General features: G+C 60.2%; 27 protein-coding genes. 5 read left to right on the top strand and 22 right to left on the bottom strand.

What is annotated here, in order from left to right; genetic code table 11:
- Window positions 1-39: 39 nt before the first annotated feature.
- Complete coding sequence (locus ACIPZE_RS20020) at window positions 40-519, bottom strand: GNAT family N-acetyltransferase (protein WP_053122551.1); 480 nt, start codon at window positions 517-519, stop codon at window positions 40-42.
- 220 nt (window positions 520-739) lie between these two features.
- On the opposite strand from ACIPZE_RS20020, the gene ACIPZE_RS20015 reads away from it, so the two are divergent.
- The 5 genes from ACIPZE_RS20015 to ACIPZE_RS19995 all read left to right on the top strand — a co-directional run bounded on the left by ACIPZE_RS20015 (window position 740) and on the right by ACIPZE_RS19995 (window position 3,975).
- Window positions 740-1,393, top strand: coding sequence for an HD domain-containing protein (locus ACIPZE_RS20015; protein ID WP_400774809.1), 654 nt, complete (start codon window positions 740-742; stop codon window positions 1,391-1,393).
- Between the two features lie 108 nt (window positions 1,394-1,501).
- Complete coding sequence (locus ACIPZE_RS20010) at window positions 1,502-2,698, top strand: MFS transporter (RefSeq protein ID WP_400774807.1); 1,197 nt, start codon at window positions 1,502-1,504, stop codon at window positions 2,696-2,698.
- Window positions 2,699-2,780: 82 nt separating this feature from the next.
- Window positions 2,781-3,122, top strand: a complete 342-nt coding sequence (locus ACIPZE_RS20005) for a hypothetical protein (protein ID WP_129395004.1) — start codon at window positions 2,781-2,783, stop codon at window positions 3,120-3,122.
- Window positions 3,123-3,166: 44 nt separating this feature from the next.
- Window positions 3,167-3,421 (top strand): hypothetical protein, encoded by a 255-nt coding sequence (locus ACIPZE_RS20000; protein WP_129395005.1) that lies wholly within the window; start codon window positions 3,167-3,169, stop codon window positions 3,419-3,421.
- 173 nt (window positions 3,422-3,594) lie between these two features.
- Entirely contained in the window at window positions 3,595-3,975 is a 381-nt protein-coding gene (locus tag ACIPZE_RS19995) for a Rho termination factor N-terminal domain-containing protein (protein ID WP_283438978.1), read from the top strand.
- Between the two features lie 141 nt (window positions 3,976-4,116).
- Here the strand turns inward: ACIPZE_RS19995 and ACIPZE_RS19990 are convergent, their stop codons facing one another.
- The 21 genes from ACIPZE_RS19990 to fabF form a co-directional block, all read right to left on the bottom strand.
- The gene (locus ACIPZE_RS19990) at window positions 4,117-5,046 is read right to left on the bottom strand and encodes a PfkB family carbohydrate kinase (protein ID WP_400774804.1); all 930 of its coding nucleotides are present in this window, start codon (window positions 5,044-5,046) and stop codon (window positions 4,117-4,119) included.
- Window positions 5,039-6,505 (bottom strand): purine-cytosine permease family protein, encoded by a 1,467-nt coding sequence (locus tag ACIPZE_RS19985; protein ID WP_400774801.1) that lies wholly within the window; start codon window positions 6,503-6,505, stop codon window positions 5,039-5,041. Before ACIPZE_RS19985 ends, ACIPZE_RS19990 begins: the two co-directional genes overlap by 8 nt.
- A gap of 172 nt (window positions 6,506-6,677) precedes the next feature.
- Entirely contained in the window at window positions 6,678-7,676 is a 999-nt protein-coding gene (locus tag ACIPZE_RS19980) for an ADP-ribosylglycohydrolase family protein (protein ID WP_400774798.1), read from the bottom strand.
- Entirely contained in the window at window positions 7,673-8,386 is a 714-nt protein-coding gene (locus ACIPZE_RS19975; RefSeq protein ID WP_129395009.1) for a GntR family transcriptional regulator, read from the bottom strand. The genes ACIPZE_RS19980 and ACIPZE_RS19975 overlap by 4 nt, the downstream gene beginning before the upstream one ends.
- A gap of 298 nt (window positions 8,387-8,684) precedes the next feature.
- Entirely contained in the window at window positions 8,685-9,653 is a 969-nt protein-coding gene (gene araH / locus ACIPZE_RS19970; protein WP_129395010.1) for an L-arabinose ABC transporter permease AraH, read from the bottom strand.
- 12 nt (window positions 9,654-9,665) lie between these two features.
- Complete coding sequence (gene araG, locus ACIPZE_RS19965; RefSeq protein ID WP_400774795.1) at window positions 9,666-11,210, bottom strand: L-arabinose ABC transporter ATP-binding protein AraG; 1,545 nt, start codon at window positions 11,208-11,210, stop codon at window positions 9,666-9,668.
- Between the two features lie 53 nt (window positions 11,211-11,263).
- Window positions 11,264-12,268, bottom strand: coding sequence for a substrate-binding domain-containing protein (locus ACIPZE_RS19960; RefSeq protein ID WP_283438982.1), 1,005 nt, complete (start codon window positions 12,266-12,268; stop codon window positions 11,264-11,266).
- 136 nt (window positions 12,269-12,404) lie between these two features.
- Complete coding sequence (locus ACIPZE_RS19955) at window positions 12,405-13,223, bottom strand: SDR family oxidoreductase (RefSeq protein WP_283438983.1); 819 nt, start codon at window positions 13,221-13,223, stop codon at window positions 12,405-12,407.
- Window positions 13,224-13,493: 270 nt separating this feature from the next.
- Window positions 13,494-14,369 (bottom strand): SMP-30/gluconolactonase/LRE family protein, encoded by an 876-nt coding sequence (locus tag ACIPZE_RS19950; protein WP_283438984.1) that lies wholly within the window; start codon window positions 14,367-14,369, stop codon window positions 13,494-13,496.
- Between the two features lie 131 nt (window positions 14,370-14,500).
- Window positions 14,501-15,217 (bottom strand): FadR/GntR family transcriptional regulator, encoded by a 717-nt coding sequence (locus ACIPZE_RS19945; RefSeq protein ID WP_283438985.1) that lies wholly within the window; start codon window positions 15,215-15,217, stop codon window positions 14,501-14,503.
- A 136-nt stretch (window positions 15,218-15,353) separates the two neighbouring features.
- Complete coding sequence (locus tag ACIPZE_RS19940) at window positions 15,354-15,914, bottom strand: DUF1285 domain-containing protein (RefSeq protein ID WP_283438986.1); 561 nt, start codon at window positions 15,912-15,914, stop codon at window positions 15,354-15,356.
- A 16-nt stretch (window positions 15,915-15,930) separates the two neighbouring features.
- Window positions 15,931-16,536 (bottom strand): DUF4823 domain-containing protein, encoded by a 606-nt coding sequence (locus tag ACIPZE_RS19935; protein ID WP_129395017.1) that lies wholly within the window; start codon window positions 16,534-16,536, stop codon window positions 15,931-15,933.
- 249 nt (window positions 16,537-16,785) lie between these two features.
- Window positions 16,786-17,754, bottom strand: a complete 969-nt coding sequence (locus ACIPZE_RS19930) for a GTP 3',8-cyclase MoaA (RefSeq protein ID WP_400774792.1) — start codon at window positions 17,752-17,754, stop codon at window positions 16,786-16,788.
- Between the two features lie 137 nt (window positions 17,755-17,891).
- Window positions 17,892-18,530 carry a TetR/AcrR family transcriptional regulator gene (locus ACIPZE_RS19925; protein ID WP_007908276.1) on the bottom strand — a complete coding sequence of 213 codons (639 nt, stop codon included), beginning with the start codon at window positions 18,528-18,530 and terminating at the stop codon, window positions 17,892-17,894.
- A gap of 439 nt (window positions 18,531-18,969) precedes the next feature.
- The gene (locus ACIPZE_RS19920; protein WP_400774790.1) at window positions 18,970-19,761 is read right to left on the bottom strand and encodes a TatD family hydrolase; all 792 of its coding nucleotides are present in this window, start codon (window positions 19,759-19,761) and stop codon (window positions 18,970-18,972) included.
- A gap of 15 nt (window positions 19,762-19,776) precedes the next feature.
- A complete protein-coding gene (locus ACIPZE_RS19915) occupies window positions 19,777-20,133 on the bottom strand; it encodes a PilZ domain-containing protein (protein ID WP_129395020.1) in 357 nt (118 codons plus the stop codon).
- Window positions 20,134-20,175: 42 nt separating this feature from the next.
- Window positions 20,176-21,159 carry a DNA polymerase III subunit delta' gene (locus tag ACIPZE_RS19910; protein ID WP_283438989.1) on the bottom strand — a complete coding sequence of 328 codons (984 nt, stop codon included), beginning with the start codon at window positions 21,157-21,159 and terminating at the stop codon, window positions 20,176-20,178.
- A complete protein-coding gene (gene tmk, locus ACIPZE_RS19905; protein ID WP_400774787.1) occupies window positions 21,152-21,784 on the bottom strand; it encodes a dTMP kinase in 633 nt (210 codons plus the stop codon). Before tmk ends, ACIPZE_RS19910 begins: the two co-directional genes overlap by 8 nt.
- A 19-nt stretch (window positions 21,785-21,803) precedes the next feature.
- A complete protein-coding gene (gene mltG, locus ACIPZE_RS19900; protein WP_283439094.1) occupies window positions 21,804-22,985 on the bottom strand; it encodes an endolytic transglycosylase MltG in 1,182 nt (393 codons plus the stop codon).
- Between the two features lie 3 nt (window positions 22,986-22,988).
- Complete coding sequence (gene pabC / locus ACIPZE_RS19895; RefSeq protein ID WP_400774785.1) at window positions 22,989-23,804, bottom strand: aminodeoxychorismate lyase; 816 nt, start codon at window positions 23,802-23,804, stop codon at window positions 22,989-22,991.
- Window positions 23,804-25,014 (bottom strand): beta-ketoacyl-ACP synthase II (gene fabF / locus ACIPZE_RS19890; protein WP_400774783.1); only part of this gene is annotated, 1,211 nt, incomplete at its 5' end. The genes pabC and fabF, both read right to left, overlap by 1 nt.

Here is a 25,014-nt window from a genome sequence, read left to right as displayed (position 1 = left end):
GGCGACAATCGAATTAGCATTGGATTGCCATCATTGTTTTCAGCCCTCGGCGAACTCGCGGAGAACCTTGCCATCCATGCGGTAGCGCACCCATTCCTCTTGGGGTTGCGCACCGAGGGATTTGTAGAAATCGATGGCCGGCGTGTTCCAGTCGAGCACGCTCCATTCGAAGCGGCCGCAGTCGTTGTCGCAGGCGATTTTCGCCAGGTGGCGCAGCAGGGTTTTGCCGGCGCCGCCGCCGCGTTGTTCGGGGGTGATGTAGAGGTCTTCAAGGTACAGGCAGTTGCTGCCGAGCCAGGTCGAGTAGCTGAAGAAAAACACCGCGAAACCGATCGGCAAACCATCGCGCAAACAAATCAGGCCGTGGGCGGTGGCACCTTCGCCGAACAGGCTGCGCTCGATGTCGGCGACGCTGGCGATAACTTCGTGGCGGGCCTTTTCGAAATCGGCGAGTTCAGTGATGAAAGCGAGGATTTGCGGGGCATCGCTGGGGGTCGCCGGGCGGATTTCGATCGTCATGAACGGGCCTTGTCGGAAAAGGAAAACGCCATACTAAGGCCGTGGGCGGCGCTCGTCACACTCCAAACCTGATGAGGAACCCTGTGGCGAGGGGATTTATCCCCGTTGGACTGCGCAGCAGTCCCATTTTTTAGGGCCGCTTCGCGCCCCAACGGAGATAAATCCCCTCACCACAGAAGTATCATCAACTGAAAATCTACGACAGCCAGTAAGGATGCTTATGAACGATGCTGCTTTCGCACCACTGATTTCACTCGCCGCCGAGTTACTGCCCCACGCTCTGGAAATATCGGACGACGGTGCGCACGACCTCGCGCATTTGCAGCGGGTCTGGCACAACGTGCGCACGTTGCACGAAGAAGAAGGCGGCGATCTTGAGGTGTTGCTCGCAGCCGTCCTGCTGCACGACTGCGTGGCCGTCGAGAAAAACTCGCCACTGCGTGCACACGCCTCACGTCTGGCGGCAGAAAAAGCGGCGGCGGTGCTCGCGGAGATGCATTGGCCCAGCGAAAGAATCGCCGCCGTCACCCACGCCATCGAAGCGCACAGTTTCTCCGCCAGCATCACCCCGCTCACCCTTGAAGCAAAAATCGTCCAGGACGCCGACCGTCTCGACTCGCTCGGCATGCTCGGTGTCGCGCGCACGTTCTACATCGCCGGGCGCATGGGTTCGGCGCTGTACGACCCGCAGGATCCCCAAGCGCAGCAACGCGACTACGACGACAAACGTTTTTGCCTCGATCATTTCCAGACCAAACTGCTGCACCTCGCCGACGGTTTCCAGACCGCTGCCGGCCAGCGTCTGGCGCAAATTCGGCACCAGCGCCTGAAAGGTTTCATGGAGCAATTCATGGAAGAAATCGGCAGCGTCTGAGCGTTACTCCGGTCAGTGCTGAAGCTGACTTCGCCAACCTCAGACCTAACCCGCGCAGGCGACGTGTTAAACAGATGACGCTCATTTTTCCGGTCAAGGAACCGCGTCATGTCGCAAGCAACGCCCCAGGTCTCAGGCAAGCTGTTCGGCCTGTTCTGCCTCGCCAGTTATCTGTTGTCGCTGTCGTATGGCTCAACGTTTTTGCTGTCGCTGTTGATCGGTTCACGCGGCGGCAATGAACACGATGCTGGCAGCGTGATTTCGGCGGCGATGGTCAGCACGTTTGCGGCGGTGCTGGTGTCCGGGCACTTGTCCGACATGCTCGGCGCAGCGCGTTCGATTGCGCTGTTCGGGCTGCTGCTGGTGGCGGCGAGCCTGGGTTTTGCGATGACGCCGGGGTTTGGTCCTCTGCTGCTGTTGTTTGGATTGCTGCTGGGTTTGGGCTGGGGTGTTTTCTACACCTTGGGGCCGATCATCGTCGCCAGTCTGGTGACCCCGGCGCAGCGCGCGAAATATTTTGCCTTGCTCTCCGGCAGCATGATGACTGGAATCGGCAGCGGTCCATTGCTCGGGCGCGCAGCCAGCGCGTTGGGCTTGCCGGTGACATCGGCGTTCTATCTGGCGGCGCTGGCGAGCCTGATCGGTGTGCTGCTGTTCTGGCGTCTCGGCGCGCGATTGCAAAGTACCCAAGCGACATCAGCCGCGAAAATCAGCTGGCAAGCGACCACGCAAGTACTCGGCTCACGCGCGGTGTTCCCGATCATCATGGTCGGTCTCGGTGGGTGCGTGTTTGGTGGTCTGTCGAGCTTTCAAACAAGCTACGCCGCCGCCCGCTCGCTGGATTATTCGTTGTTCTTCCTGGGTTTCATGAGCGCGGCCATCAGCAGCCGTATGTTGATCGCAGGCTATGTGGTCAAGCGGGATCCGCTGCGTGCATCGTGCCTGTTGTCGGGATTGATGCTCGCCGCCATCGTGCTGTTCGCCTTCGGTGTGCACAGCGGATTCACCTACCTGCTGGCGGCGCTGATGCTCGGTGTCGGTTATGGCCTAACGTATTCGGTGATCAATGGCCTCGCCGCCAATGAAGCACCAACCGGCACCACTTCGCAGGCATTGCTGCTGTTCAGTCTCGCGTATTTTATCGGCGTGTTCGGCTTTCCGTTGCTGGCCGGGAAAATCATCGTTGAACAGGGCATGGCGACGCTGCTGCTCACGGTATTGGCCGTGGCGCTGGCGAACTGGCTGATCACCGTGGGTCGTCTGCTCTGGCGTCGACTTAACCTCAAACCGGCGACGGCGCTCTAGACCGTTCGTCGTTCATCAGGCACCAATCCGATCACCGGGCAGACCAACGACAGGTAAGGATTCCAATCACTGGAGAAGCCCTATGATCTCGTCAAGGTTGACCGCTTTCGTATTCAGCGCCCTGCTCTGCCCTGCGGTTTTCGCAGCATCCGCCACCGCTGCGGGCACCGGCCCTACCGATCCAACCCCGCCCCGCGCGCCCGCCATCAACAGTGCTCCCGGTATGAATACCGATGGCTCCGGCGTGCCCTTGATCAATCAGCCGCCCGCCACCGGTACTGATCCGCGCACCCAGGGCAGTGATCCGGGCCGCCAGGGCGGGATGAACACCCCCGACGCCCCGGCAACGCCAGACAACGCTGGCCCCGGCATCGGCTCGAAAACCACCACCGGCGGCTCCGGATCCGAAGGTTCCGGGCAGTAGTTCGCCGACGCGAGCGTCCTATTCACATCCATGAAGAGGTAACCATGAACGTCGATAAAAACCTGGAAAAAGAAGTCCTCACCCGCCTGCTGCACGCCCACCCAAGTGGACTGGGCAAGGAGGTGCTGGACAATTACCGGGGCGAAAAGCTCGTGGCCAGCGCCCTCGCCGCTTTGCAGGATCGCGGACTGATTCACCACGGTCATGTGACCTGCAACGAGGCCGGCGAACACTCGTTGAACCTGCCGATCAAGCTCAGCGCGGCCGGTGTTGAAGCGGCGCGAAAACTCGATAGCTGAGCAATGTGATCGTGTGATCGTGTGATCGTGTGATCGTGTGATCGTGTGATCGTGTGATCGTAATCATGTAGGAGCTGCCGCAGGCTGCGATCTGTTGATCTTTAAAATCAAAAGATCGCAGCCTTCGGCAGCTCCTGCATTGAAAATCAGATACCGATGCAAGGAGAAATCCCATGCCTCGTGGAAGCAAAGACAAATACACCGCCGAGCAGAAACGCAAGGCTGAACACATCGAAGACAGCTACGAGAAAAAGGGCGTGTCGAAAGATGAAGCCGAGGCGCGGGCCTGGGCGACGGTCAACAAACAATCGGGCGGCGGCGACAAGGCCGGAGGTTCCGGGCGCAAAAAACCGGCGAGCGCCAAGTCCGAAGACCGCCAGGAATCATCACGGCGCGCGGTGGCCAGTCGCAAGGGGCATACGCGCAACAGCAAAGCTTCGCGGGATACGCAGACGGTCGACAGTTTAATGAAGGAGGCGCGGGATAAAAAGATTCCCGGGCGGTCTTCGATGCGCAAACAAGAGTTGATCGAAGCGTTGCGCAAGGCTAGCTGAAATCCCCCTGTAGGAGCTGCCGAAGGCTGCGATCTTTTGACGTTGAAGATCAACAGATCGCAGCCTTCGGCAGCTCCTACATTGGGTTTAGGTGCGACACAGATTCAATGTGGGATCTGGCTTGCCGGCGATTGCTATAAATCAGACGCCGCCGGACTCGCGGATAAACGCATCCACCTCAGCCGCCCCCGGCGAGGTCGCCGGCCCCCAGCGCGTCACCGCCAAAGCCGCCGCCGCATTCGCCCGCCGCGCTGCTTCGTACGCCGTCAAGCCCTGCGCCAACCCGGCGACAAACACCCCGGCATGCGCATCGCCAGCACCATTGCTGTCCAGTGCTTTCACGGCAAACCCCGGCACATGCCGACGCTCGTCGTGCTGATCAATCCAGCAGCCCTGCGGCCCGTCACGCACCACCATCAGCACCTCTTTGGGCAGATGCTCCGCGAGTCGATCCAGCGCCACCGCGATGTCTTCAGCACCGGTAAACCGCAGTGCTTCAACACTGTTGCTGGTCCACACATCGATGCGCGGCAGCAACGCCTGCATCATCGGCGAGTCCGGCGATTCCACCAACGGGCCCGGATCGAACACCACGTTGATCGAGTCCGGCAGTGCCAGCGTCCAGTCGAGCAGCGCCTGCGCCTTGCCTGCGTGCAGCAGGCTGTAGCCGCTGAGATAAACGTAATCGCCCGCCTCGGCCGCGACACTGTTCAAATCCTCCTCGGTCACCTCACCTTCAGCACCGATGTAGGAAATGAAACTGCGCTCGGCCGAGGCATCCGTCAGCGCTACGCACAAACCGGTGTCACGCGACGCCGGTTCACCGATGCCGATGTGAATGCCTTCAACATTCATCGCCTCCCGCGCCAGATCGCCGAAACGCCCGCTGCCATGCCGACCGAGATACACCACCGGCAAGCCATTACGCACCGCCGCCGCCATCACGTTGAAACCGCCACCGGCTTCGAAACCCGCCGATTGCGCGAGCACATCGCCGCCAATCTGCGGCAGTTTTTCCACGGCCATGACCAGGTCGATAATGACCTGGCCGGTGTGCAACATCTTAGGCATGAGCATTCTCGGTTTGCGCGGCGCGGCGATCTTTCGCCCCGCCGAGGACGAAGTAAATGCCACCGGCCACCACGAAGGTCACGATCCAGCCGAGGCCGTTGTGTCCAAGCCACGAGTCGGACAGGAAGCCTTTGAACCAGACGTTTTGCGCCGTGGTGCCGATGGTGGTGAAACTGAAACCGAGCACGATGGCAATCGCCCACGCACCGAATGCACGCCACTCGATGCCGCCGCGATACCAGTAGGCGCTGCTCGGGCTGACGTCGAGCAGGTCTTTCGGGCTGTAGTAGTGACGGTGAATCAGGTCAACGATGAAGATCCCGACCCACGCGGTGATCGGCACCGCGAGCAGCGAAATGAACGTGATGAACGGGCCATAGAAGCTGTCGGCGATCAGCATGAAGTAGATCGAGCCAGCGAAGATCGCGACGATATCGACCACCACCGCGTAGACGCGTTTGACCTTCAGTCCCAGCGTCAGCGTGGTCAAACCGGCGGAGTACACCGACAGGTTGTTCGACAGCAGCAGGCCACCGAACGCGGTGATCAGGTACGGCACCGCCATCCAGGTTGGCAGCATGTCGCGAATCGCCACGATCGGATCAGTCGCCGAAGCGAGATCGTTGTTGCCCACCGACAGCAGTCCGCCGAGGGTGATCAGCAACACCAGTGGTAAGCCCGCGCCGAATGCCGCTGAAGCAACCAGGCGCACGGCTTTGACGCTGCGATGCTGATAGCGCGACATGTCAGCGCCAGCGTTGGCCCAACCGATGCCGGTGCCGGCGGCCATGGTGCCGATGCCGATGATCATTGCGCTCAACGGCGCGGGCGTGGCGTTGAACACCGCGCTCCAATCGATGGTGGCGCAGAGGAAGCCACCGACCAGAAGGTTCAGCGCGCCGAACACGTAGGTCGCCCACTTCTGGATCACCAGCAGCGTCGCGTGGCCGAGGCCGGAGACGGACAGGGTCAGCAGCACGAAAATCGCGATGAAGATCAGCGTCAGCACCGGCGCGCTTTTCGCTTCGACCGGCGAACCAAACAGGATCGAGCACAACGACAGCAGCACGAATGCAGCGGTGGTGGTGTTGACCGTTTCCCAACCGAGACGCGACATCAGCGAGACCAGGGTCGGGCCGATATTGCCGCGCACGCCGAAGATCGCTCGCGACAACGTCAGGCTCGGCGCACGGCCACGACGGCCGGCAATCGAGATGATCCCGACCACCGCAAACGAACCGGCGGCGCCGATGATCGCGACGATGATTGCCTGCCAGATCGCCAGCCCGCGAAACGCGACCAGCGTGGCGCCCAACGGCAGACCGAGAATGGAAATGTTGGCGGCGAACCAGACCCAGAACAATTGCAGCGGATGACCGTTGCACTCGGCTTCCGGCACCGGTTCGATGCCACGGGTTTCCAGTTGCCCGGCGCTTTGCCCGGCGTTTGCTGAACTCATGAAAAATGCTCCTGTTGCCATTCTTGTGTTTATGGGCAATTCATTAACCTGCACCTCTCCCCTGTAGGAGTTGCCGCAGGCTGCGATCTTTTGATCTTGATTTTGTGGCGCCCCGAAGTCTGCTGAAGATCAACAGATCGCAGCCTTCGGCAGCTCCAACACATGGGTGTCCTCAGCGCAGGGTGAGGAGTCCTTTCACAAGGGGTTCCAGCTCCAGATCATTGACGGTTTTGACTGTCTCGATCATCTCGGCAGGCCAACACTCAAGCCCCAGGCAGGCCCCGAGCATTGCCCCGAGAATCGCCGCGATGGTGTCAGTGTCGCCACCCAGGCTTGCCGCCATGCACAACGCCTCGAACGCGTTCATCTCACCGATCGCCACTTGCTGCGCCAGCGCGAACGAGACCACCACCGACTCCTGCGACGCCACCGAAGTACCGATGACGTCGTAGAGCAGATCGGCGAGCAGCGCTTTGTCGCTGTCGACACTGATGCTGCGCGCCCAACTGATACGCGAACCGATGCGACCACCGGCGACCCAGTGCCCGTGCGCTTCCGCTTGCTGAGCGATTTGCTGACCGAGGTTCAACGCCTCGCCCAGATCCACGCCGTTGATACCGGCGGACACCACCGCCGCCACCGCCGCCGCGCTGGAAATGCCCAACGTGGTGTTGTGAGTCACCTGACAGGCCTGCACCACCGCCGCAATAAAACGCTGCGGTTCGGCCACGTCTGCCGCGATACCTACCGGTGTGATGCGCATTGCCGCGCCGTTGGTGGTGCCGTAGCGCCCGGCCTCTTCCGGCGAATGGCCGGCGAGGATCATTTCGATGGCACGCTTGGTCGACGGCCCGAGCAAATCCTGCGAGCCCTTGGCCTGCATCGCGGCTTCCCACTCGATCAGGCGTTGCGCGAGGATCGCCGGTTCGATGCGGCCCTGGCCTTCGACCAGCAACTTGCCGACCAGAATCGCCTGTTCGGTGTCATCGGTGATCGAGCCTTTGGGCATGTTCGCGGCGATCGGTTGCAAGGGACCGGCGTCCTGCAGATCGGTGATCTTGCCGAAACGAACCTTGATGGTTTCGCGATTCAGCGATTGCGTCGGCATGCCCAGCGCATCACCGAGGGCCAGGCCATAAAACGCACCGAGGGCACGGTTGAGCGGGGTCATTTCGATTCTCCAAATTGCAGGTGCAGACGGAAATGCACCGGGTCGAGCAGGCTTTCAACCTGTTCCATGAAACGGTTCTGCCGGTCGTAAGTGGTGCGCAAGGCTTTGAGGAACACCGTGCCTTCCGGACGTCCGAGCAGTTCAGCGTCGATGGCGTTCAACGGCTCGGCGCCGATCCATTGATCACCGCGCTCGCCGATATAGCCGTAAGCGGCCAGGGTGATGGTCAGGGAATTGTCGATCAGACCGACGCGCGGCAGGCTTTCCAGGCCGCCGGTCGCCGGCATCAAAGAACGTTCAAGGGACACCAGCGTGCCTTCGGTGGAGCGGCGACGGCGGTCGAGGGTGATGAATTGGTCGGTGCCAAAACGCGACAGCAAGTCGGGCCGGGTCACGGCTTCCAGGCGCAACACTTCGGTGTTGATCATCGCGCCGCTGTCGGCCAGCGCCTGCGCCCAACCGCTGCGTTGATCGAGGGCGACACCGTCAAACGTGACGATCGAGCCGACTCCGCTTTGCGTGGCGATGTATTTTCGCCGCTTCAGTTCGGCCAATGCTTCGCGCAACGTGCCACGGCTGACGTTGAATTCTTGAGCCAACTGATGCTCGCCGGGCAACAGAAAGCCGTCCTCCATGAGGCCGCTCTCGATGCGCCGGACGAGTTCGTCGACCACCCGTTGTTTCTTGTCAAATCGTACCTGTCTAATCATGTACAAAGTGATAACCGAAACACACGCGGGCGAGCAAGGAAAATTTGGGGGATCGGACGGAAGGCGGGAAGATCAACAGCACCCTCACCCTAGCCCTCTCCCGGAGGGAGAGGGGACTGAATGGGGGATATTTGGGATATACATCGACCTGAAAGTGCTTCACCGAATCCACAATCGACTCGAAAGTGCTTTGCCGAATCCATAATCGACCCGGTCTTCCAGGTCGATGCAGGAAGCAAGACACCTCGGTCGGCCCCCTCTCCCTCCGGGAGAGGGCTGGGGTGAGGGGCTCTTGATCTCAGCGTTGTTTGAGGCGGTCGATGACCACCGCCAGCAACAGAATCGACCCGCGAATCACGTACTGGTAGAAGGTATCAATATTCTTCAGGTTCATCGCATTCTCGATGATCGCCAGAATCAACACCCCGGCAATCACATGCCGAATCATGCCAATCCCGCCGCTCAACGATACCCCGCCCAACACGCAAGCCGAGATCACCGTCAGCTCAAAACCCTGGCCAATCATTGGCTGCCCCGAGGTCATCCGCGACGCCAGAATCACCCCGGCCAACGCGCCAATCACACCGTGCACGGCAAAGATAATGATCTTGGTGCGATCAACGTTCACGCCCGCCAGCAACGCGGCTTCCTGGTTGCCACCGATGGCCATGGTGTTGCGCCCATAGGTGGTGTAATTCAGCAGCCAGCCGAAAAACAGAAAGCAGACAATGGTGATCAGGATCGGTACCGGCACGCCGAACAACTGGCCGTTACCGAAGACGAAGAACGATTCCTGCGACACGCCCACCGCTTTGCCGTTGGCAAAAATGTACGCCAGACCGCGAACGATCTGCATGGTCGCCAACGTCGTGATCAACGCATTGACCCGCAACTTAGCAATCACAATGCCATTGATCAACCCGACAATCAGGCCCATCACCAGCGCCGCGCACACACCGAGAAACACGCTATTGGTGTCACGCATCACTACGGCTGCGACCACGCCGGCGCAGGCAATCACCGAACCCACCGACAAGTCGAAATGCCCCGACGCGAGGCAGTACAGCATCGTGCACGCGGCAATCCCGGTAGTGGAAATCGCCAGGCCCAGACCGCGCATGTTCAGCGGTGAAAGGAAGTTGTCGATCAGCAGCGTGCAGGCGATGAAGATGCCGATCGCCGCGAGCAACATCACCCAGTCATCGAGGAAGCGGCGCATGTCCAGTGGTTTGCGCTCGGTCGGCAGGGTTTCTTTCTGGGTTGTCATCATAGTCACCTCTCAGTTCGCCACGCCGTCAGCGCGGTGGCGCGGCAAAGCCATTTGCAGCAGGTTGGATTCATTGGCCTGGTCACGGCTGATTTCGCCGCGCAGGGCGCCTTCGCAGAGCACCAGAATGCGGTCGGAAATGCCCATTACTTCCATCAGGTCGCTAGACACCACGATCACCGAAATGCCCTCGGCGGCGAGGTTATGGATGATCTGGTAGATCTCGGCCTTGGCGCCGATGTCGATGCCGCGCGTTGGTTCGTCGAGCAGCAAGACCTTCATCGGCATCGACAGCCAGCGGCCGAGAATGGCCTTCTGCTGATTGCCGCCAGAGAGGAATTTGATCTGCTGACCGGCGTGCGGCGTTTTCACTTTCAGCGCTTTGATTTGCCTGTCGGCGTTGCCCTTTTCCCAGATGCCGCGCAGCAGGCAACCGAGACCGGAATTGGCCCCGCGCGCACTGATATTGATGTTCTCGGCAACGCTGGCCAGCGGGATGATGCCTTCCTTCTTGCGATCCTCCGGACACAGCAGAATCCCGGCGGCAATCGCGTCACGCGGAGAGCGCAGCTTCAGTTCGTGGCCGCGCAGTTCAAGGCGTCCGGCACTGTGACGTTCCAGTCCGCTGAGCAGGCGAAACAGCTCGGTGCGCCCTGCCCCGACCAGTCCGAACAGGCCAAGGATTTCACCTTTGTGCGCTTCGAAACTGATCGGCTCACGCAGGCCCGGGCCGAGCAACCCGTCGACCTTCAGCGCGACAGCGCCGCGTGGGCGATGGCGGTAATCGTAAATGTCCTGAATGTCGCGGCCGACCATGCAGGTCACCAGTTGATCGTGGCTCAACTGGCTCATGTCGTCGAAGGTGCGCACGTAGCGACCGTCCTTGAACACCGTCACCGCGTCACAAATGCGGAACACTTCTTCCATTCGGTGCGAGACGTAGAGCACCACTTTACCCTCGTCGCGCAGGCGGCCGATGATCGCCATCAAACGGTCGATTTCGCGGGCCGAGAGGCTGCTGGTCGGTTCGTCGAAAGCGATGACATGAGCGCCACGCGAAAGAGCCTTGGCGATTTCCACCAATTGCCGCTGACCGAGAGACAGGCGTCCGACCTTGGTCTGCGGATCGATTTCGTCGGCCAGGCCTTTCAGGCAATTCAACGCTTGCTGGCGCAGTGCGCCGCGATTGATCAGACCGAAGCTGGCCGGCAGGTGGCCGAGAAACAGGTTTTCGGCGACGGTCATTTCCGGCACCAGATGCAGCTCCTGGTGGATCACCGCGACGCCGCTGCCAATGCTGTCGGCGGTCGACTTGAACGCCATGGTCTGCTCGCCGATCTGCAACTCACCGCTGCTCGGAATGTAAGCGCCACCGAGGATTTTCAGCAGGGTTGATTTGCCGGCGCCGTTCTCGCCCATCAAGGCATGAACCTGGCCCGGATGCGCGACGAAGCTGATGGCGTCCAGCGCCTTCACCCCAGGAAAGGTTTTACCGATCCCGTTGAAGCGCAGGCTGCCGCTGGAGCTGTGTTGTTGTGTCTGTACTTGCGCGTGCATAAAGCCACCTCTTCACACCGAAAAACGGCCCGGCTGCCCGGGCCGTCGCTGCATCAGTTCCACAAGCCGATTTTTTCCAGCTCTTGCTTGAAGTTCTCGCGGGTGATCAGGGTGACGTCGTCCATTGCGGTGTACTTCGGCGGTTCTTTGCCGGTGGTGACCCACTCGAACATCATGCTCGCGGTGTTGTAGCCCTCGATGTGCGGGCTTGGCAGCATCGAGCCGAAGAAGCCGCTGTTAGGCTTTTTCAGTTCGCCGATGGCGTCGGTGCCGTTGATGCCGATGCCGATCACATTGGCCGCAGCAAAACCGGCGGCTTCGGTGGCGCGTACGCCGCCGAGTACGGTGTTGTCGTTCATGCCGCCGATGATCAGGTTTTTCGCCGCGCTCGGCAGTTTCACCAGTGCCGAGTTGGTGGCGTCCATGCTGCCCGGTACGTCGAGGGTTTTCAGCGCAGCGAAGAGGATGTGGTCTTTCGGCAGGCCGGCGTCTTCAAGGGATTTCACCGAGCCGTCGGTGCGCTTCTTGCCGGTGTCGAGTTCGTTGTAGGTGTTGACCACAGCGTAAGTGTCTTTCCAGTCCCAGTTACGCTTCTTCGCTTCGGCAACCATCGCGTTGCCCTGCTTCTGGCCAACTTCGAACGCAGCCATGCCGAGGTACGGCACGTCTTCCATGAACTTGCCGTTGGCGTCGACGAAACGGTCGTCGACGGCAATCACTTTCAGGTCATTGAGTTTGGCTTTGGCCATGATTGCCGGGCCGAGCGACACGTCCGGCGGGCAGATCACGAAACCCTTGGCGCCGTTGGCGGCGAGGCTGTCGATGGCCGAGAGGGTTTTCTCGCCATCCGGCACGGCGATCTTGATCAGTTCGAAGCCCTTGTCCTTGGCGGCTTTCTCGGCGAAGGCCCACTCGGTCTGGAACCACGGTTCTTCCGCCTGTTTGACCAGAAAACCGATCTTCACGGTGTCGGCAGCGAGCAGCGAACTGCTCAGGCTGAATGCAGTGACCGCCAGGGCGGTAGTGCACAGGGTACGAATCCCGAAACGACGTTTCATAAGCTGACTCCTTGTTATTTTTTTTGAGCAATGTTTGAAAAGCGTTAAAGCGTGTTCCTGCGAAGCCTGTTGAAAATAGTCATATCGTATGATGATTGGATTTCAAGCGGATTGATCCGCATGAAAGCCGCTGCGCTCAGTCGTGGTACATCACCGAGCGACCACCATCGATGGTGATGCATGACGCGTTGATGAACGGTGCTTCGTCGCTGGCCAGAAACACCGCAGTCATCGCCACTTCGAGCGGCTGGCCGATACGCTTCGGCGGGTGCAGATCGAAGGCGCGCTGGCGCTCAGCGTGCGGGTCGGCGAAGCCGTTCCAGTAGTCGACGTTCAGTTGCGTTTCGATATAGCCCGGCGCGATGGCGTTGACGCGAATGCCCTTGGCGGCGTACTCAATCCCGAGCGCGCGGGTCAGGCCGAGCAAACCGTGCTTGGCCACCGGGTACGGAAAGCAGCCGGGGATAATGTGGCTGGAATGGGTCGAAGCGATGTTGATGATGCTGCCAACGCCCTGCTCGATCATCTGCGGCAGCACCGCTTTGCAGCCAAACCAGGCGCCATCGAGGTCGATGGCAAAACAGCGATGCCAGTCTTCATCAGTCATTTGCAACGGATCACGGAATACGTTGACCCCGGCGCAGTTGACCAGCACGTCGATGCGCCCGTGCAACTCGACGGCGCGTTTGGCCATGGCGTGCAGATCGTGCTGACGCGAGACATCCGCCTTCAGCGCCTGCACATCAAAGCCCTGCCCGCGCCAATGCGCGGCAACCTGTTCAACCTTTTCGGCCTGGATATCGCTGATCACCAATTTCGCTTGCTGCGAGGCGAACGCAGCAACGATCGCTTCACCGATGCCTTGCGCAGCGCCGGTCAGCAATACCACCTTGTTTTTCAGACGCTCGCCCTTCGGCGGTGCGGGCACCGGCGGCAGGGAAAGAGGTTCAGCCATGGATCTGGACTCCTGTTTCGCAGGCACAAAAAAACCGGGCATCTGACGATGTCCGGTCTGGCAGGCGTTTGAAACAAAACAGGCAGGCGCGACCGACAGCCTGGGGCTGTTGCGAGACGCGGACTCCACACGGGAGTGCGATAGAGATTCGCTGCATCACTTCACCTGTTTTGTTCTTTTTAAGTGTGAGTGCGTGTTACTGCTGGAGCCGACTATAAACCCGACCGCCAAATAATCTCAATATATAATTTTGCATCCCATATTTTGGGATTATCCGGCAAAGCGTGTGCAGAGCTTTCCTGGCACATCGACGCGCATCGACAGCACTGCACCGTCGAGCGGATGCTCATGCGGACTCTTGGCGCTGGTGATGTACAGGGTTTTCAAGTCCTCACCGCCGAAAACACAACTGGTCGGGCGACTGATCGGCAGGTCGATTTTGCGATCGACCTTACCGTCAGGCGTCAGCCGTAGCAGGCAACTGCCATCCCAGCGCGCATTCCAGATATAGCCCTCGGCGTCCATCGCCGAACCGTCCGGACCACCCTGCTGATCGGGGCCGTACCAGACTTGTGCAGCATCGAGATTGCCATCGGTGTGAATGAAATAACGGTGCAGCGTGCTGTCGAGGCTGTCGCCGAACAGCAGCGTGGTGCCGTCGTCGCTCCACAACAGCGTGTTAGGGATGCCCAGGCCGCGCAGTAATGGCGTGACGCGCTTGTCCGGATCAACCCGGAACAGGCCCCCAGAGCGGCGAGTGATCGGCAGATCCTCGCCGTTTTCGCCAATGTTGTTTTGCATGGTGCCGAGCCACAGGCAACCTTGGCCATCGCAACGCGCTTCGTTAGGACGGTTGCCGGGTTGCGGGTCGGCGACGCAGAACAACGTCAGGCGCGGTTCGAGGCCGGGAGAGTCGAGGTCGAGGCGGTAGACGCCGCTGCTCAGGGTCACCAGTGCATCGCCGCCGGCGCAGGGGATGAACGCGGAAACGTGCTCGGGCATCTGCCAGATCTGCACGTTCTGGCCGATCAGGCGCAGGGCCTGCTTGCCGGCGATATCAACCCAGTACAGCGCCTGGGTCGGCGCGTCCCAGAACGGGCCTTCACCGAGTTGGGCGCGGTGTTGGGTCAGGGCGGTCCACGTCATATCACTGTCTCCATTGTTCTTGTTTTTACTGTAGGAGTGAGCCTGCTCGCGATCGCGGTGGGTCAGTCGAAGCGACTTTGCCTGATACGACGCTATCGCGAGCAGGCTCACTCCTACAGAGATCTGTGTGTTCAGCTGGCTTTTTTGTCGGCCATGACTTTCGGGTAGAAACGTTTGATCGCCAGGTCTGCGTTGTCGATCAGGGTCATGCACGCCCACACGCCGCGCGCGGAATCGCGGGCGACGATGGCGTCGGCCATGTCTTTGTGGATCGGCAACGTGCGGCGCAGTTCATCCGGGTCGGCGGCAGAGACTTCGAACGACACCGCGAGCAATGCGCCGAGGGCCGGCACCATTTGTTCGATGAATTGATTGTGGCTCGCGGCGAGAATGCATTCGTGGAAGGCCTGATCCGCGCGGTTGTAATCGATGCCGCTGTCGACGGCGCGCTCAAGGGCGTTGTAAGCCAGTTGCACCGCTTCGATCTGTTCGAGGGTTGCCCGCTCACAGGCCCAGCGCACGGCCATCGGCTCGATGGTGCGACGCAGGTCGAGCAAGTCATCGACGAAGTTCTCCGGCAAACCGTTGCGCGACAGCCAACCGACGACTTGCGGATCGAACAGGTTCCAGCGCCGCACCGGCAGCACGCGGGTGCCGACTTTCGGCCCGACTTCGAGCATGCCTTTGGCAACGAGGGTTTTGATCGCTTCACGGATGACGGTGCGGCTCACCCCGAGTTGTTCACCGAGGTCGGCTTCGACCTTGATGGTCTGCCCCGGTTTGACCTGGCCGGCGGCGATCCAGCTGCCGAGCCAGTCGACCGTGGATGCATGAAAGCTGCTGGACATGAACACCTCAAAGCGGAACGCGATGGGTGATCAAGCTAATCATCATATGATTGGGTGTCAACGACAAAAAAGATCGCAGCCTTCGGCAGCTCCTACCGGTATACGCCATGTAGGAGCTGCCGAAGGCTGCGATCTTTTAAGGTTCGAGGCCGATGCGGAAGAACTCGCCGCCGCTCCACACGCCCAACCAGCGCTGGCCATCAATTTCACGACTGACCGCCAGCTCCACCAGTTGGTAGAAGACATTGCGGTGAATCAGCGCTTCAAGGTTGCTGCGCACATGCACGTAGGGCGCAGGCTCTTGTGTCGCCGGATCGATCTCGACGCGGATCGGATGCTCAGGCCCGGCTTCGGCGGTTTCTTCAACGTTGGTGGTAAAGCGCAACAACTGCGTCTCCCCCTCGCCTTCGACCTCGACGGCAACCGCCACAAACGGCGCATCGTCAACCTTGATTCCAACCTTCTCGACCGGTGTGATCAGGAAATAGTCATCGCCATCGCGGCGCATGATCGTCGAGAACAACTTGACCATCGGCTTGCGCCCGATCGGCGTGCCCAGGTAATACCAGGTGCCGTCGCGGGCGATGCGCATGTCGATGTCGCCGCAGAAGTCCGGGTTCCACAAGTGCACTGGCGGCAAGCCTTTGGTTTTCGGGATCTGTCCCAACAGGTCATTGGCTTTTTGCGGGCCACTCATGGCGTACTCCTTGAAATTACTGGTCGCCGATCCCCAGCAGACTGCGCGCGTATTGCGCCAGCGGCGGGCCGATCAGGTCTTCGGGTTTGCTGTCGTGGAACGTCAGTAAACCGCCACGACTCTTGATCCGTGCAGTATCAATCAAATACTGGGTGCTGGTCTCGATCAACATGATCTGAATCACCCCGCCGTCGATACCGAGACGATCAACCGCCTCCTGATCGAGCCACTCATCGGAGTTGCCGATACGGTCGTCAGCTTTGGCGAAACGGGTGTACAGCAGATAGTGCGCACCGGCATCGCGGGCTTCGCCCATCGCCTGATCGAGGCCTTCCGGCGCACGGGCGCGGCGAACCATCGGGAAGTATTCGACGAAACCCTTGAAGGCTTCTTCGGCCACTACGTTGGGACGCGGGTAAGAACCGCCCGGCGGGGCGAACGCGCCTTGGGCGATGTAGATGAACGAGTCCGGCTGAATACGGAAGTTGTTCACGCGACGGCTGTCGCTATGGTCCAGCAACCCTGCATCGCTCATCTGGTAGCGAGTGCCCTCGGCCATATCACTGACAGTCATACAGCCGCCAAGCGCCAAAACGGCCAGCAGCAAAACCAGGCTACGCATCCTATTCCTCCAGAGGCCGGTGACGGAAAACCGGCGAATGGCCGTTGGATGCAGCTTTTGCGCCAGCTCGTAGAAATGTGCAGGTATCGAATTTGAAATGAAGCTTTTGTGGCGAGGGAGCTTGCTCCCGTTCGGCGGCGCAGCCGTCGTGAATCCGGTGCATGCAGTCGTGCTGACAGGGCTGGAAAAGGTTTTTTGGGGTCGCTGCGCAACCCAGCGGGAGCAAGCTCCCTCGCCACAAAGTACGGTTCAGCCGCCGATGATCTTCATTACTGTGGCGCCGCCGGAAAACGCCACTTCCTGCTTGTCCCCCAACGCCTTGACCAGCAAGCGCTGGAGCGCCGGCAACGCCTGATGGCGCGGTTTGTCGAGCAGATCGCCGACGTAATGGCGGTTGCTCGATGACAGGCAACCGTGCAGCCAACCGGTCGACGACAAACGCAACCGCGAGCACGTCCGGCAAAACGGCACGCTCTCGTTGGCGATCACCCCGAAATTGCCCAGGCCGGGAATCGCATAGCGCACGGCGGTGGCGTCAACGGGCGCGTCGGTTTGCGCATACTCATAACGCTCGCCAATAAGCGCCAGCAACTGCTGGAGACTGACGAACTGTTGCAGGAACGCATTGTTGTCCTTGGCCAGGTGGCCCATGCGCATCAACTCGATAAAGCGCAGTTCGAATCCGCGCTCCAGGCAGTAATCGAGCAACGGCATTACCTGATCGAGGTTCTGCCCGCGCAACGGCACCATGTTGACCTTGATCTTCATCCCCGCCGCTGCCGCCTGATCCATGCCATCGAGCACAGTGGCCAGATCGCCGCCGCGAGCGATGCTGCGGAACGCGCTGGCGTCGAGGGTATCGAGGGACACGTTGATGCGGCGCAGACCGGCATCCACCAGCAGCGGGAGTTTTTTCGCAAGGAGCTGACCGTTGGTGGTCAGGCTGATGTCTTCCAGGCCCATCATGCCGACAGCGGTCATGAACGATTCGAGCTTGGGACTGACCAGCGGTTCACCGCCAGTGATGCGCAGCCGTTCGATACCGGCAGCTTCAATCAGGTACGCCACGCCACGCGCCATGGCTTCGGCCGACAATTCATCCTGCGCAGCCACCAGCCGCTTGCCGTTGGGCACGCAGTAGGTACACGCGTAATTGCAGGCTGAGGTCAGGCTGATGCGCAAATTGCGAAAACGCCTGCCTTGACGGTCAACGATCATGATCACTCCGGCGATAGAATTTCGAGCCGCTAAAACTTGACTCACAAATCAAGTTTTAGCAAGCCCTATGCCTGAGTATATTCCTGCGGTACTGCGTCATGTAGCGAAATCATGGCGCAATAAGGCAACTGAATGGCTCAGCTGCTTGGGGTTTCCGGGTCACGCTTGCGCTTGTTGCCCATGCGCACGCCGATGTCCATCAGGAACTGGAAGAAACCTTCCTGATCTTCCAGCACATTGCTCCAGAACGGCGAGTGATACAGCGCAACAGCGCCGTGCACCAGCGCCCAGGATGCGCAGTAATGGAAATACGGCGGCACGTCTTCAAGCTTGCCTTCGCTGATGCGGCCCTTGATCAACAAGGTCAGGCGTTCAAAGTTCGAGGCACGGATCTTGTGCAGCTCCTCGACCATCTCCGGCACCTGATTGCCCTTGACCACCTTCTCTTCGAGGCGGTCGAACAGGCGATAGCGTTGCGGATCGCGCATGCGGAATTCGAAGTAGGCGCGGGACAGCGCTTCCTTGTCCTTGTCGACATCCGCCGAATGCAGCAGCTCGTTCAAATCGCGCTCGTAGTCGAGCATCAGGCGCAGATAGATCTCGGCCTTGGATTTGAAGTGCTTGTAGATCGTGCCTTTGCCGATACCCACGGCATCAGCAATCATCTCGACGGTGACACTGTCTTCACCTTGGTCGAGGAACAGCTTGAGCGCGGTATCGAGAATTTCTTGCTCGCGGCGACGAAACTCACGGACCTTACGAGGTTCTTTGTGCATAAGAAAAGGTCTGAAGGATCAAAATTCGAAGCCGCGTATTATGCCTAACTTGCGCAAAAATGCACGGATCATCCGACCATATCTGTGTTTCTTGTTCGTTTTGAGAACGTTTTGGGCGCAATGAGAACTCAACTGAAGCGAACGTATTCCAAATTTGTTTAAAAACCCCGACCGGCTCACTGGACTGCACGCCAGACTGATCAATACTTGAACTGTCGGGCGACATCTCCCCCAAGTGTCGCGCCGATAAAGGTACCAAGGGACCGCGTGCCTTTGTTTTACTCCTAATGGTCTTAACCCGGATTCACCCCCCAGAACCCGGGTTTTTTTTGCCTGCGATTTGACTTCTCACGCAGCTCGCCCCTGTAGGAGCTGCCGCAGGCTGCGATCTTTTGATCTGGCTTTTTTAAGAACAAAAGATCGCAGCCTTCGGCAGCTCCTACACGGCAGATTTAACGGAGGCCAGCGGGAACAGGCGTTTGAAGTTTTCGGTGGTCCGCTCGGCAAAGCGCTCGTAGTTTTCACCACGCAGCATCGCCAGGAATTCCGCCACCTCGCGCACATACTGCGGCAGGTTCGGCTTGCCGCGATAAGGGATCGGCGCCAGATACGGCGAGTCGGTTTCCACCAGCAGGCGATCAGCCGGTACCTTGCTCGCAACATCGCGCAACGCATCGGCATTGCGGAACGTGACGATACCCGACAGGGAGATGTAATAACCCATGTCCAACGCGGCTTTGGCCATGTCCCAGTCTTCCGTGAAGCAATGCAGCACACCGGCCTGAGGCAACGCCGCCTCACGCAGCAACTCAAGAGTGTCAGTACGCGCGCCGCGGGTGTGGATGATCACCGGTTTGCCAGTCTGCTGCGCCGCTTGCAAGTGCAGACGAAACGACGCCTGCTGCAATTCGGCAGCTTCGGGTTCGTAGTGATAGTCGAGACCGGTTTCACCGATCGCCACCACTTTCGGATGATCAAGTTCGTGCAACAGCCAATCCAGCGCTGGCGCTGCGCCCGGCTGCACATCCAGCGGATGCACACCCACCGAGCAATCGACGTCGTCATAACGTTCAGCCAGGGCTTTGACGTCGGCGGCGTTGTCGGCACTCACGCCGATGCACAGAAAGTGCCCTACTCCGCGCTGCCGAGCGGCATCGAGTGCGGCATCCAGCGAGCCGTCATGGGCGGCGAGGTCGAGACGATCAAGGTGACAATGGGAATCTACGAGCATAAAAAAGACGGCTACTTACATCGTATGAGTGGGACGGTCGGACTTCAGCGCTCCGGCCAGATGGGTTTCGATGCGACTGCGCGCGGTGTTGTCGCCATCGTTGAACTGCACGCCGACACCGGCGGCGCGGTTGCCTTGCGCACCTTTCGGAGTGATCCAGGTGACTTTGCCGGCGACCGGAATCTTCTCCGCCTCGTCCATCAGATTGAGCAGCATGAACACCTCATCGCCCAACTTGTAGCTCTTGTTGGTCGGGATGAACAGACCGCCGTTCTTGATGAACGGCATGTAAGCGGCGTAGAGCACCGACTTGTCCTTGATGGCCAGGGACAAAATGCCGTTGCGCGGCCCGGGACTGACAGGTTCATTCATGCTGACCTCCACTGCTGATGTTCAGAGTCTAGGTACACATTGTCATCTTTGGCCAGGCAAACTCGCCCATTGCACCAACAACGCTTCCAGCAGCAACGCCGGATTGAGGTTGGCCTTGCTCATGACCTTCTGCCGCTGGGCGAGAATCCAGTCCTGAATGTCGAGGACTTTGCCCTGCGCGCTTTTCTGCGCCAGATACTGCACGACCTTGCGCATGTCGGTCAGACCCAGGCCTGCCTCGTCCTGAGTCAATTGATAACGCAGGATCAGGCTCGACCAGTCACAGAACCAATCGAACAGGCGCAGCATTGGAATGCTTTTCCATTCTTCGGCCAATTGCGTCGGCGATTGCTGCTGCTTGAGCAGCTTTTTCACGCCTTCGACCACTTGCGCGCGCTGTTCGCGCACGCCTTGGGATTGCAGACTGACCGCCATCAATGGCGAACCGGCGGCCAGCGTCAGTAACTCGACACGCTCATCTGCGGAACACTCCGGCAGGGCCTGAGCCAGCCATTGCAGGCTCATCGCCTCACCCGGTAACGGACAGGCCTGTTGCACACAGCGGCTCTTGATCGTCGGCAACAAACGACTGGTCTGGTGACTGACCAGCAACAAAACGGTATTGCCAGAAGGCTCTTCAAGGCTTTTGAGCAAGGCGTTGGCGGCGTTGATGTTCATCGCCTCGACCGGCTCGATCAGCACCACTTTGCGCCCGCCTAGCTGCGCTGTCTGCACGACGAAACTGACCAGATCACGCACCTGATCGACCTTGATCGCCTTGTCGGCTTCTTCAGGTTCGAGGATGTAGTTATCCGGATGACTGCCGGCCCTGAGCAGCAGGCAGGATTTGCACTCGCCGCAGGCTTGCGGTGTCGGCCGCTGGCACAACAGGCTGGCCATCAGACGCTCGGCCAGCGCACGCTTGCCGATCCCGGCAGGGCCATGTAGCAAATAGGCATGGGCGTGCTGTTTACGCCCGGCCAGTTGCTGCCAGAGACTGTCTTGCCACGGATAGGCCTCAGCCACGGGCCAGCTCCAGCAAGTTCGGCAACAAGGTATCCAGCGATTGTTGAACCTTGACCAACGGCTGACCGGCGTCGATGCGCACATAGCGCGCGGGATCGGCTTCGGCGCGCTTGAGGAACGCATTGCGCACGGCTTCGAAAAACGCCCGGCCTTCCAGCTCGAAGCGATCCAGACGGCCACGGGCACTGGCACGCGCCAGGCCGATTTCCACCGGCAGATCGAAAATCAGCGTCAGGTCAGGTCGCAGATCGCCCTGGACAAAGGTCTCCAGCGCCGCGATACGCTCCAGCGACAAACCGCGGCCACCGCCCTGATAGGCGTAAGTCGAATCGGTAAAACGATCGCACAGCACCACCGCGCCACGCGCCAGCGCCGGGCGGATCACTTCGGCCAGATGCTGCGCGCGTGCGGCGAATACCAACAGCAACTCGGCATCCGGGGTCATGACTTCGTCAGCCGGTGCCAACAGCACCTCGCGAATTCGCTCGGCCAGCGGCGTACCGCCCGGCTCACGGGTCAGCACCACCTCGATACCGGCGGCGCGCAGGCGCTCGGCGAGGTATTCGCGGTTGGTGCTTTTGCCGGCGCCTTCCGGGCCTTCCAGAGTAATAAACAAGCCAGTCACAGGCAGTCCTTAATCAAAGTCATTGCGCGTTTTGTGGAGCGGCGGCTGCCGGTTCCGGAGTCGGCGCGGGCTCCTGCGGCGGAACCTGCGGCAACGCTTCAGGCGCAGTATCCGGAGAGGCCGCAGGAATCGCTTCCTCGGCAGCCGGTGCCGCTTCGGGCGCTGCTGCCGGGGCCGGACTGGAACGGTAATCCGCCCGTCGTTTGAGCTGGAATTCACGCACCGCACTGTTGTGCGCATCCAGATCATCAGAGAACACATGGCTGCCATCGCCACGCGCGACGAAGTACAGGCTCGTGCCTTCCACCGGGTTCAGCGCTGCGTGAATCGCTTCACGGCCGACCATCGCGATCGGCGTCGGCGGCAGGCCAGGAATCACGTATGTGTTATACGCCGTCGGCTCCTTCAAATGCGCGCGAGTCAACTTGCCGGTGTAGCGATCACCCAGGCCATAGATAACGGTCGGATCGGTCTGCAACTGCATGCCAAGAGCCATGCGTCGCACGAAGACGCCAGCGATTTGCCCGCGCTCCTGTGGCACACCGGTTTCCTTTTCGACCAGCGAGGCCATGATCAGCGCCTGATAGGGTTCCTTGTACGGCGCATCGGCCGAACGTTTTTCCCACTCATTAGCCAACACTTCGTCGAGACGTTCGAAGGCTTTCTTCAGCAGCTCGGCGTCGGACATGCCACGCACGAAACGGTAGGTATCGGGGAAGAAACGCCCTTCAGGAAACAGGCCCTTATGGCCAATCTTGGCCATGACATCGGTGTCACTCAAACCATTGAGGGTCTGCGTGAGTTTTTCGTCTTTGGCCAACGCCGCGCGCACTTGATGGAAATTCCAGCCTTCGACCAATGTCAGGCTGTACTGAACTACATCGCCACGCTTCCACAAGTCGATCAGACCGTTGACGGTCATGCCCGGCTGCATGCGGTATTCACCGCTGTGGATCGGCGTGCCGGCGAGGTTGAAGCGCCAGTAGACCCGAAGCCAGAAAGCGTCCTTGATGACGCCATCGGTTTCGAGTTCGAGGAAAGTACGGGTCGGTGTCGAACCTTTCGGCACATCCAGCAGTTCTTCCTGCGTGATGTTCAGGGGCTGTTCCAGCGCGGAGTGAATCTTCCAGGCGCTGGCGCCCAACAGCAGCCCTGCCAGAACCAGTCCGGTTTCCAGCAGCAGCAAAAGTTTACGTCTCACGAATCAGGCATCCAGTAGGGCGCGGGCAATGGTTTGCAGTTTACGGGTGAGCGGGCCAACCGGCCAGCTCAGTGCAGCGTAGGCACGTACCGGCCAGACGCCATAAACGCTGTTGCAGACAAATACTTCATCGGCCCATTGCAGCTGTTCGAGGCTGATGTCGGCGATTTGCGTGGGGATAGCCAATGACTCGGCCTGAAACAATATTTCGGCGCGCATCACCCCGGCCACGCCGCAACGCTTCAAGTCCGGCGTGAGCAACACACCGTCACGCAGCAGAAACAGATTGCTGAAGACACCTTCGATGACTCGACCGGCCTGATCGAGCATCAAGCCTTCGGCGTGCTCGCTGTCCTGCCATTCGGCACGGGCGAGAACCTGTTCCAGTCGATTGAGGTGTTTGAGTCCGGCGAGCAATGGCTGATGAGACAACCGCGTGCTGCACGGAAACAGGCGAATGCCTTGCTCCGCGTTTACACCGGGATAAGCCGCCGCAGGATTGCCTTGCAGAATGCGTCGGCCCGGCGCCGCCGGATCGGGTGCATAACCGCGCAAACCGTCGCCACGGGTGAGGATCAGCTTGAGCACGCCCTCACCCATCGCTGCGGCGTAGCTCAGCAGTTCTTGGCGAACCAGTTGGATATCGGCGGCGATGGCCAGACGCAAGCAGCCATCGGCCAGTCGCACCAGGTGTCGATCGAGCAGAACGGGCTGGCCGTCATGCACAGCGATGGTCTCGAACAGACCATCGCCGTAAGCCAGGCCACGATCTTTCAGCGACAGACTGTCAGCCGGTTGACCGTCGACCCAGCTGTCCATCAGCCTGCAAACCGGCGGAATGCCAGGGTGCCGTTAGTGCCGCCAAACCCGAAGGAGTTGGACAGCACGACGTCGATGTCCATGTTGCGCGCAGTGTGCGGCACAAAATCGAGATCGCAGCCTTCGTCCGGCTCGTCGAGGTTGATGGTCGGCGGTGCGACCTGGCTGTTGATCGCCAGCACACTGAAGATCGCTTCGACCGCGCCTGCCGCACCCAGCAAGTGACCGGTCATCGACTTGGTCGAGCTGACGGCCAGTTTGTAGGCGTGCTCACCGAACACCGACTTGATCGCGTTGGCTTCGGCAAGGTCGCCGGCCGGAGTCGAAGTACCGTGGGCGTTGATGTACTGCACCTGATCGACGTTGATTTTCGCATCGCGCAGCGCATTGGTGATGCAGCGTGCGGCACCGGCGCCGTCGGCGGGTGGCGACGTCATGTGGAAGGCATCGCCACTGGTGCCAAAGCCGATCAGCTCGGCGTAGATGGTCGCACCGCGCGCCTTGGCGTGTTCCAGCTCTTCGAGAACCAGTGCACCGGCGCCGTCAGACAGTACGAAGCCGTCACGGCCCTTGTCCCATGGACGGCTGGCGCGGGTCGGTTCGTCGTTGCGCGTCGACAGCGCACGGGATGCGCCGAAGCCACCCATGCCGAGACCGCACGCGGCCATTTCGGCACCGCCGGCAATCATCACGTCGGCTTCGTCGTACATGATGTTGCGCGCCGCCATGCCGATGCAGTGCGTACCGGTGGTACATGCGGTGGCGATGGCGTAGTTAGGTCCCTGTGCGCCCAGATGGATCGACAGGAAACCGGAAATCATATTGATGATCGAGCCTGGCACGAAGAATGGCGAGATTCGACGCGGGCCCGTCTCATGCAGGGTACGGCTGGTTTCTTCGATGTTGGTCAGACCACCAATGCCCGAACCCATGGCCACGCCAATGCGTTCACGGTTGGCGTCGGTGACTTCCAGGCCGGAATTGCGCACGGCCTGAAAGCCGGCAGCGAGACCGTACTGAATGAACAGGTCGAGCTTGCGCGCTTCCTTGACCGATAGGTATTCCTCGACATTGAAGCCCTTTACCGAGCCGCCAAAGCGGGTGGAATAGGCAGAAAGGTCGGGGTGTTCGATCAGACCAAGGCCACTGCGGCCCGCCAGAAGGCCCTGCCAGCGGCTCGGCACAGCCGTGCCCCGGGGCGACCCCCGCC

This window comes from Pseudomonas sp. NPDC089741, from assembly GCF_044748825.1.
Lineage (GTDB): Bacteria > Pseudomonadota > Gammaproteobacteria > Pseudomonadales > Pseudomonadaceae > Aquipseudomonas > Aquipseudomonas helmanticensis.
This window is presented reverse-complemented; position numbering and strand designations above follow the sequence as displayed.

Excerpts from the sequence above, each read along its gene's own strand:
- ACIPZE_RS20020 (WP_053122551.1), bottom strand. The coding sequence starts at position 519 with ATGACGATCGAAATCCGCCCGGCGACCCCCAGCGATGCCCCGCAAATC.
- ACIPZE_RS20015 (WP_400774809.1), top strand. The coding sequence starts at position 740 with ATGAACGATGCTGCTTTCGCACCACTGATTTCACTCGCCGCCGAGTTA.
- ACIPZE_RS20010 (WP_400774807.1), top strand. The coding sequence starts at position 1,502 with ATGTCGCAAGCAACGCCCCAGGTCTCAGGCAAGCTGTTCGGCCTGTTC.
- ACIPZE_RS20005 (WP_129395004.1), top strand. The coding sequence starts at position 2,781 with ATGATCTCGTCAAGGTTGACCGCTTTCGTATTCAGCGCCCTGCTCTGC.
- ACIPZE_RS20000 (WP_129395005.1), top strand. The coding sequence starts at position 3,167 with ATGAACGTCGATAAAAACCTGGAAAAAGAAGTCCTCACCCGCCTGCTG.
- ACIPZE_RS19995 (WP_283438978.1), top strand. The coding sequence starts at position 3,595 with ATGCCTCGTGGAAGCAAAGACAAATACACCGCCGAGCAGAAACGCAAG.
- ACIPZE_RS19990 (WP_400774804.1), bottom strand. The coding sequence starts at position 5,046 with ATGCCTAAGATGTTGCACACCGGCCAGGTCATTATCGACCTGGTCATG.
- ACIPZE_RS19985 (WP_400774801.1), bottom strand. The coding sequence starts at position 6,505 with ATGAGTTCAGCAAACGCCGGGCAAAGCGCCGGGCAACTGGAAACCCGT.
- ACIPZE_RS19980 (WP_400774798.1), bottom strand. The coding sequence starts at position 7,676 with ATGACCCCGCTCAACCGTGCCCTCGGTGCGTTTTATGGCCTGGCCCTC.
- ACIPZE_RS19975 (WP_129395009.1), bottom strand. The coding sequence starts at position 8,386 with ATGATTAGACAGGTACGATTTGACAAGAAACAACGGGTGGTCGACGAA.
- araH (WP_129395010.1), bottom strand. The coding sequence starts at position 9,653 with ATGACAACCCAGAAAGAAACCCTGCCGACCGAGCGCAAACCACTGGAC.
- araG (WP_400774795.1), bottom strand. The coding sequence starts at position 11,210 with ATGCACGCGCAAGTACAGACACAACAACACAGCTCCAGCGGCAGCCTG.
- ACIPZE_RS19960 (WP_283438982.1), bottom strand. The coding sequence starts at position 12,268 with ATGAAACGTCGTTTCGGGATTCGTACCCTGTGCACTACCGCCCTGGCG.
- ACIPZE_RS19955 (WP_283438983.1), bottom strand. The coding sequence starts at position 13,223 with ATGGCTGAACCTCTTTCCCTGCCGCCGGTGCCCGCACCGCCGAAGGGC.
- ACIPZE_RS19950 (WP_283438984.1), bottom strand. The coding sequence starts at position 14,369 with ATGACGTGGACCGCCCTGACCCAACACCGCGCCCAACTCGGTGAAGGC.
- ACIPZE_RS19945 (WP_283438985.1), bottom strand. The coding sequence starts at position 15,217 with ATGTCCAGCAGCTTTCATGCATCCACGGTCGACTGGCTCGGCAGCTGG.
- ACIPZE_RS19940 (WP_283438986.1), bottom strand. The coding sequence starts at position 15,914 with ATGAGTGGCCCGCAAAAAGCCAATGACCTGTTGGGACAGATCCCGAAA.
- ACIPZE_RS19935 (WP_129395017.1), bottom strand. The coding sequence starts at position 16,536 with ATGCGTAGCCTGGTTTTGCTGCTGGCCGTTTTGGCGCTTGGCGGCTGT.
- ACIPZE_RS19930 (WP_400774792.1), bottom strand. The coding sequence starts at position 17,754 with ATGATCGTTGACCGTCAAGGCAGGCGTTTTCGCAATTTGCGCATCAGC.
- ACIPZE_RS19925 (WP_007908276.1), bottom strand. The coding sequence starts at position 18,530 with ATGCACAAAGAACCTCGTAAGGTCCGTGAGTTTCGTCGCCGCGAGCAA.
- ACIPZE_RS19920 (WP_400774790.1), bottom strand. The coding sequence starts at position 19,761 with ATGCTCGTAGATTCCCATTGTCACCTTGATCGTCTCGACCTCGCCGCC.
- ACIPZE_RS19915 (WP_129395020.1), bottom strand. The coding sequence starts at position 20,133 with ATGAATGAACCTGTCAGTCCCGGGCCGCGCAACGGCATTTTGTCCCTG.
- pabC (WP_400774785.1), bottom strand. The coding sequence starts at position 23,804 with ATGGACAGCTGGGTCGACGGTCAACCGGCTGACAGTCTGTCGCTGAAA.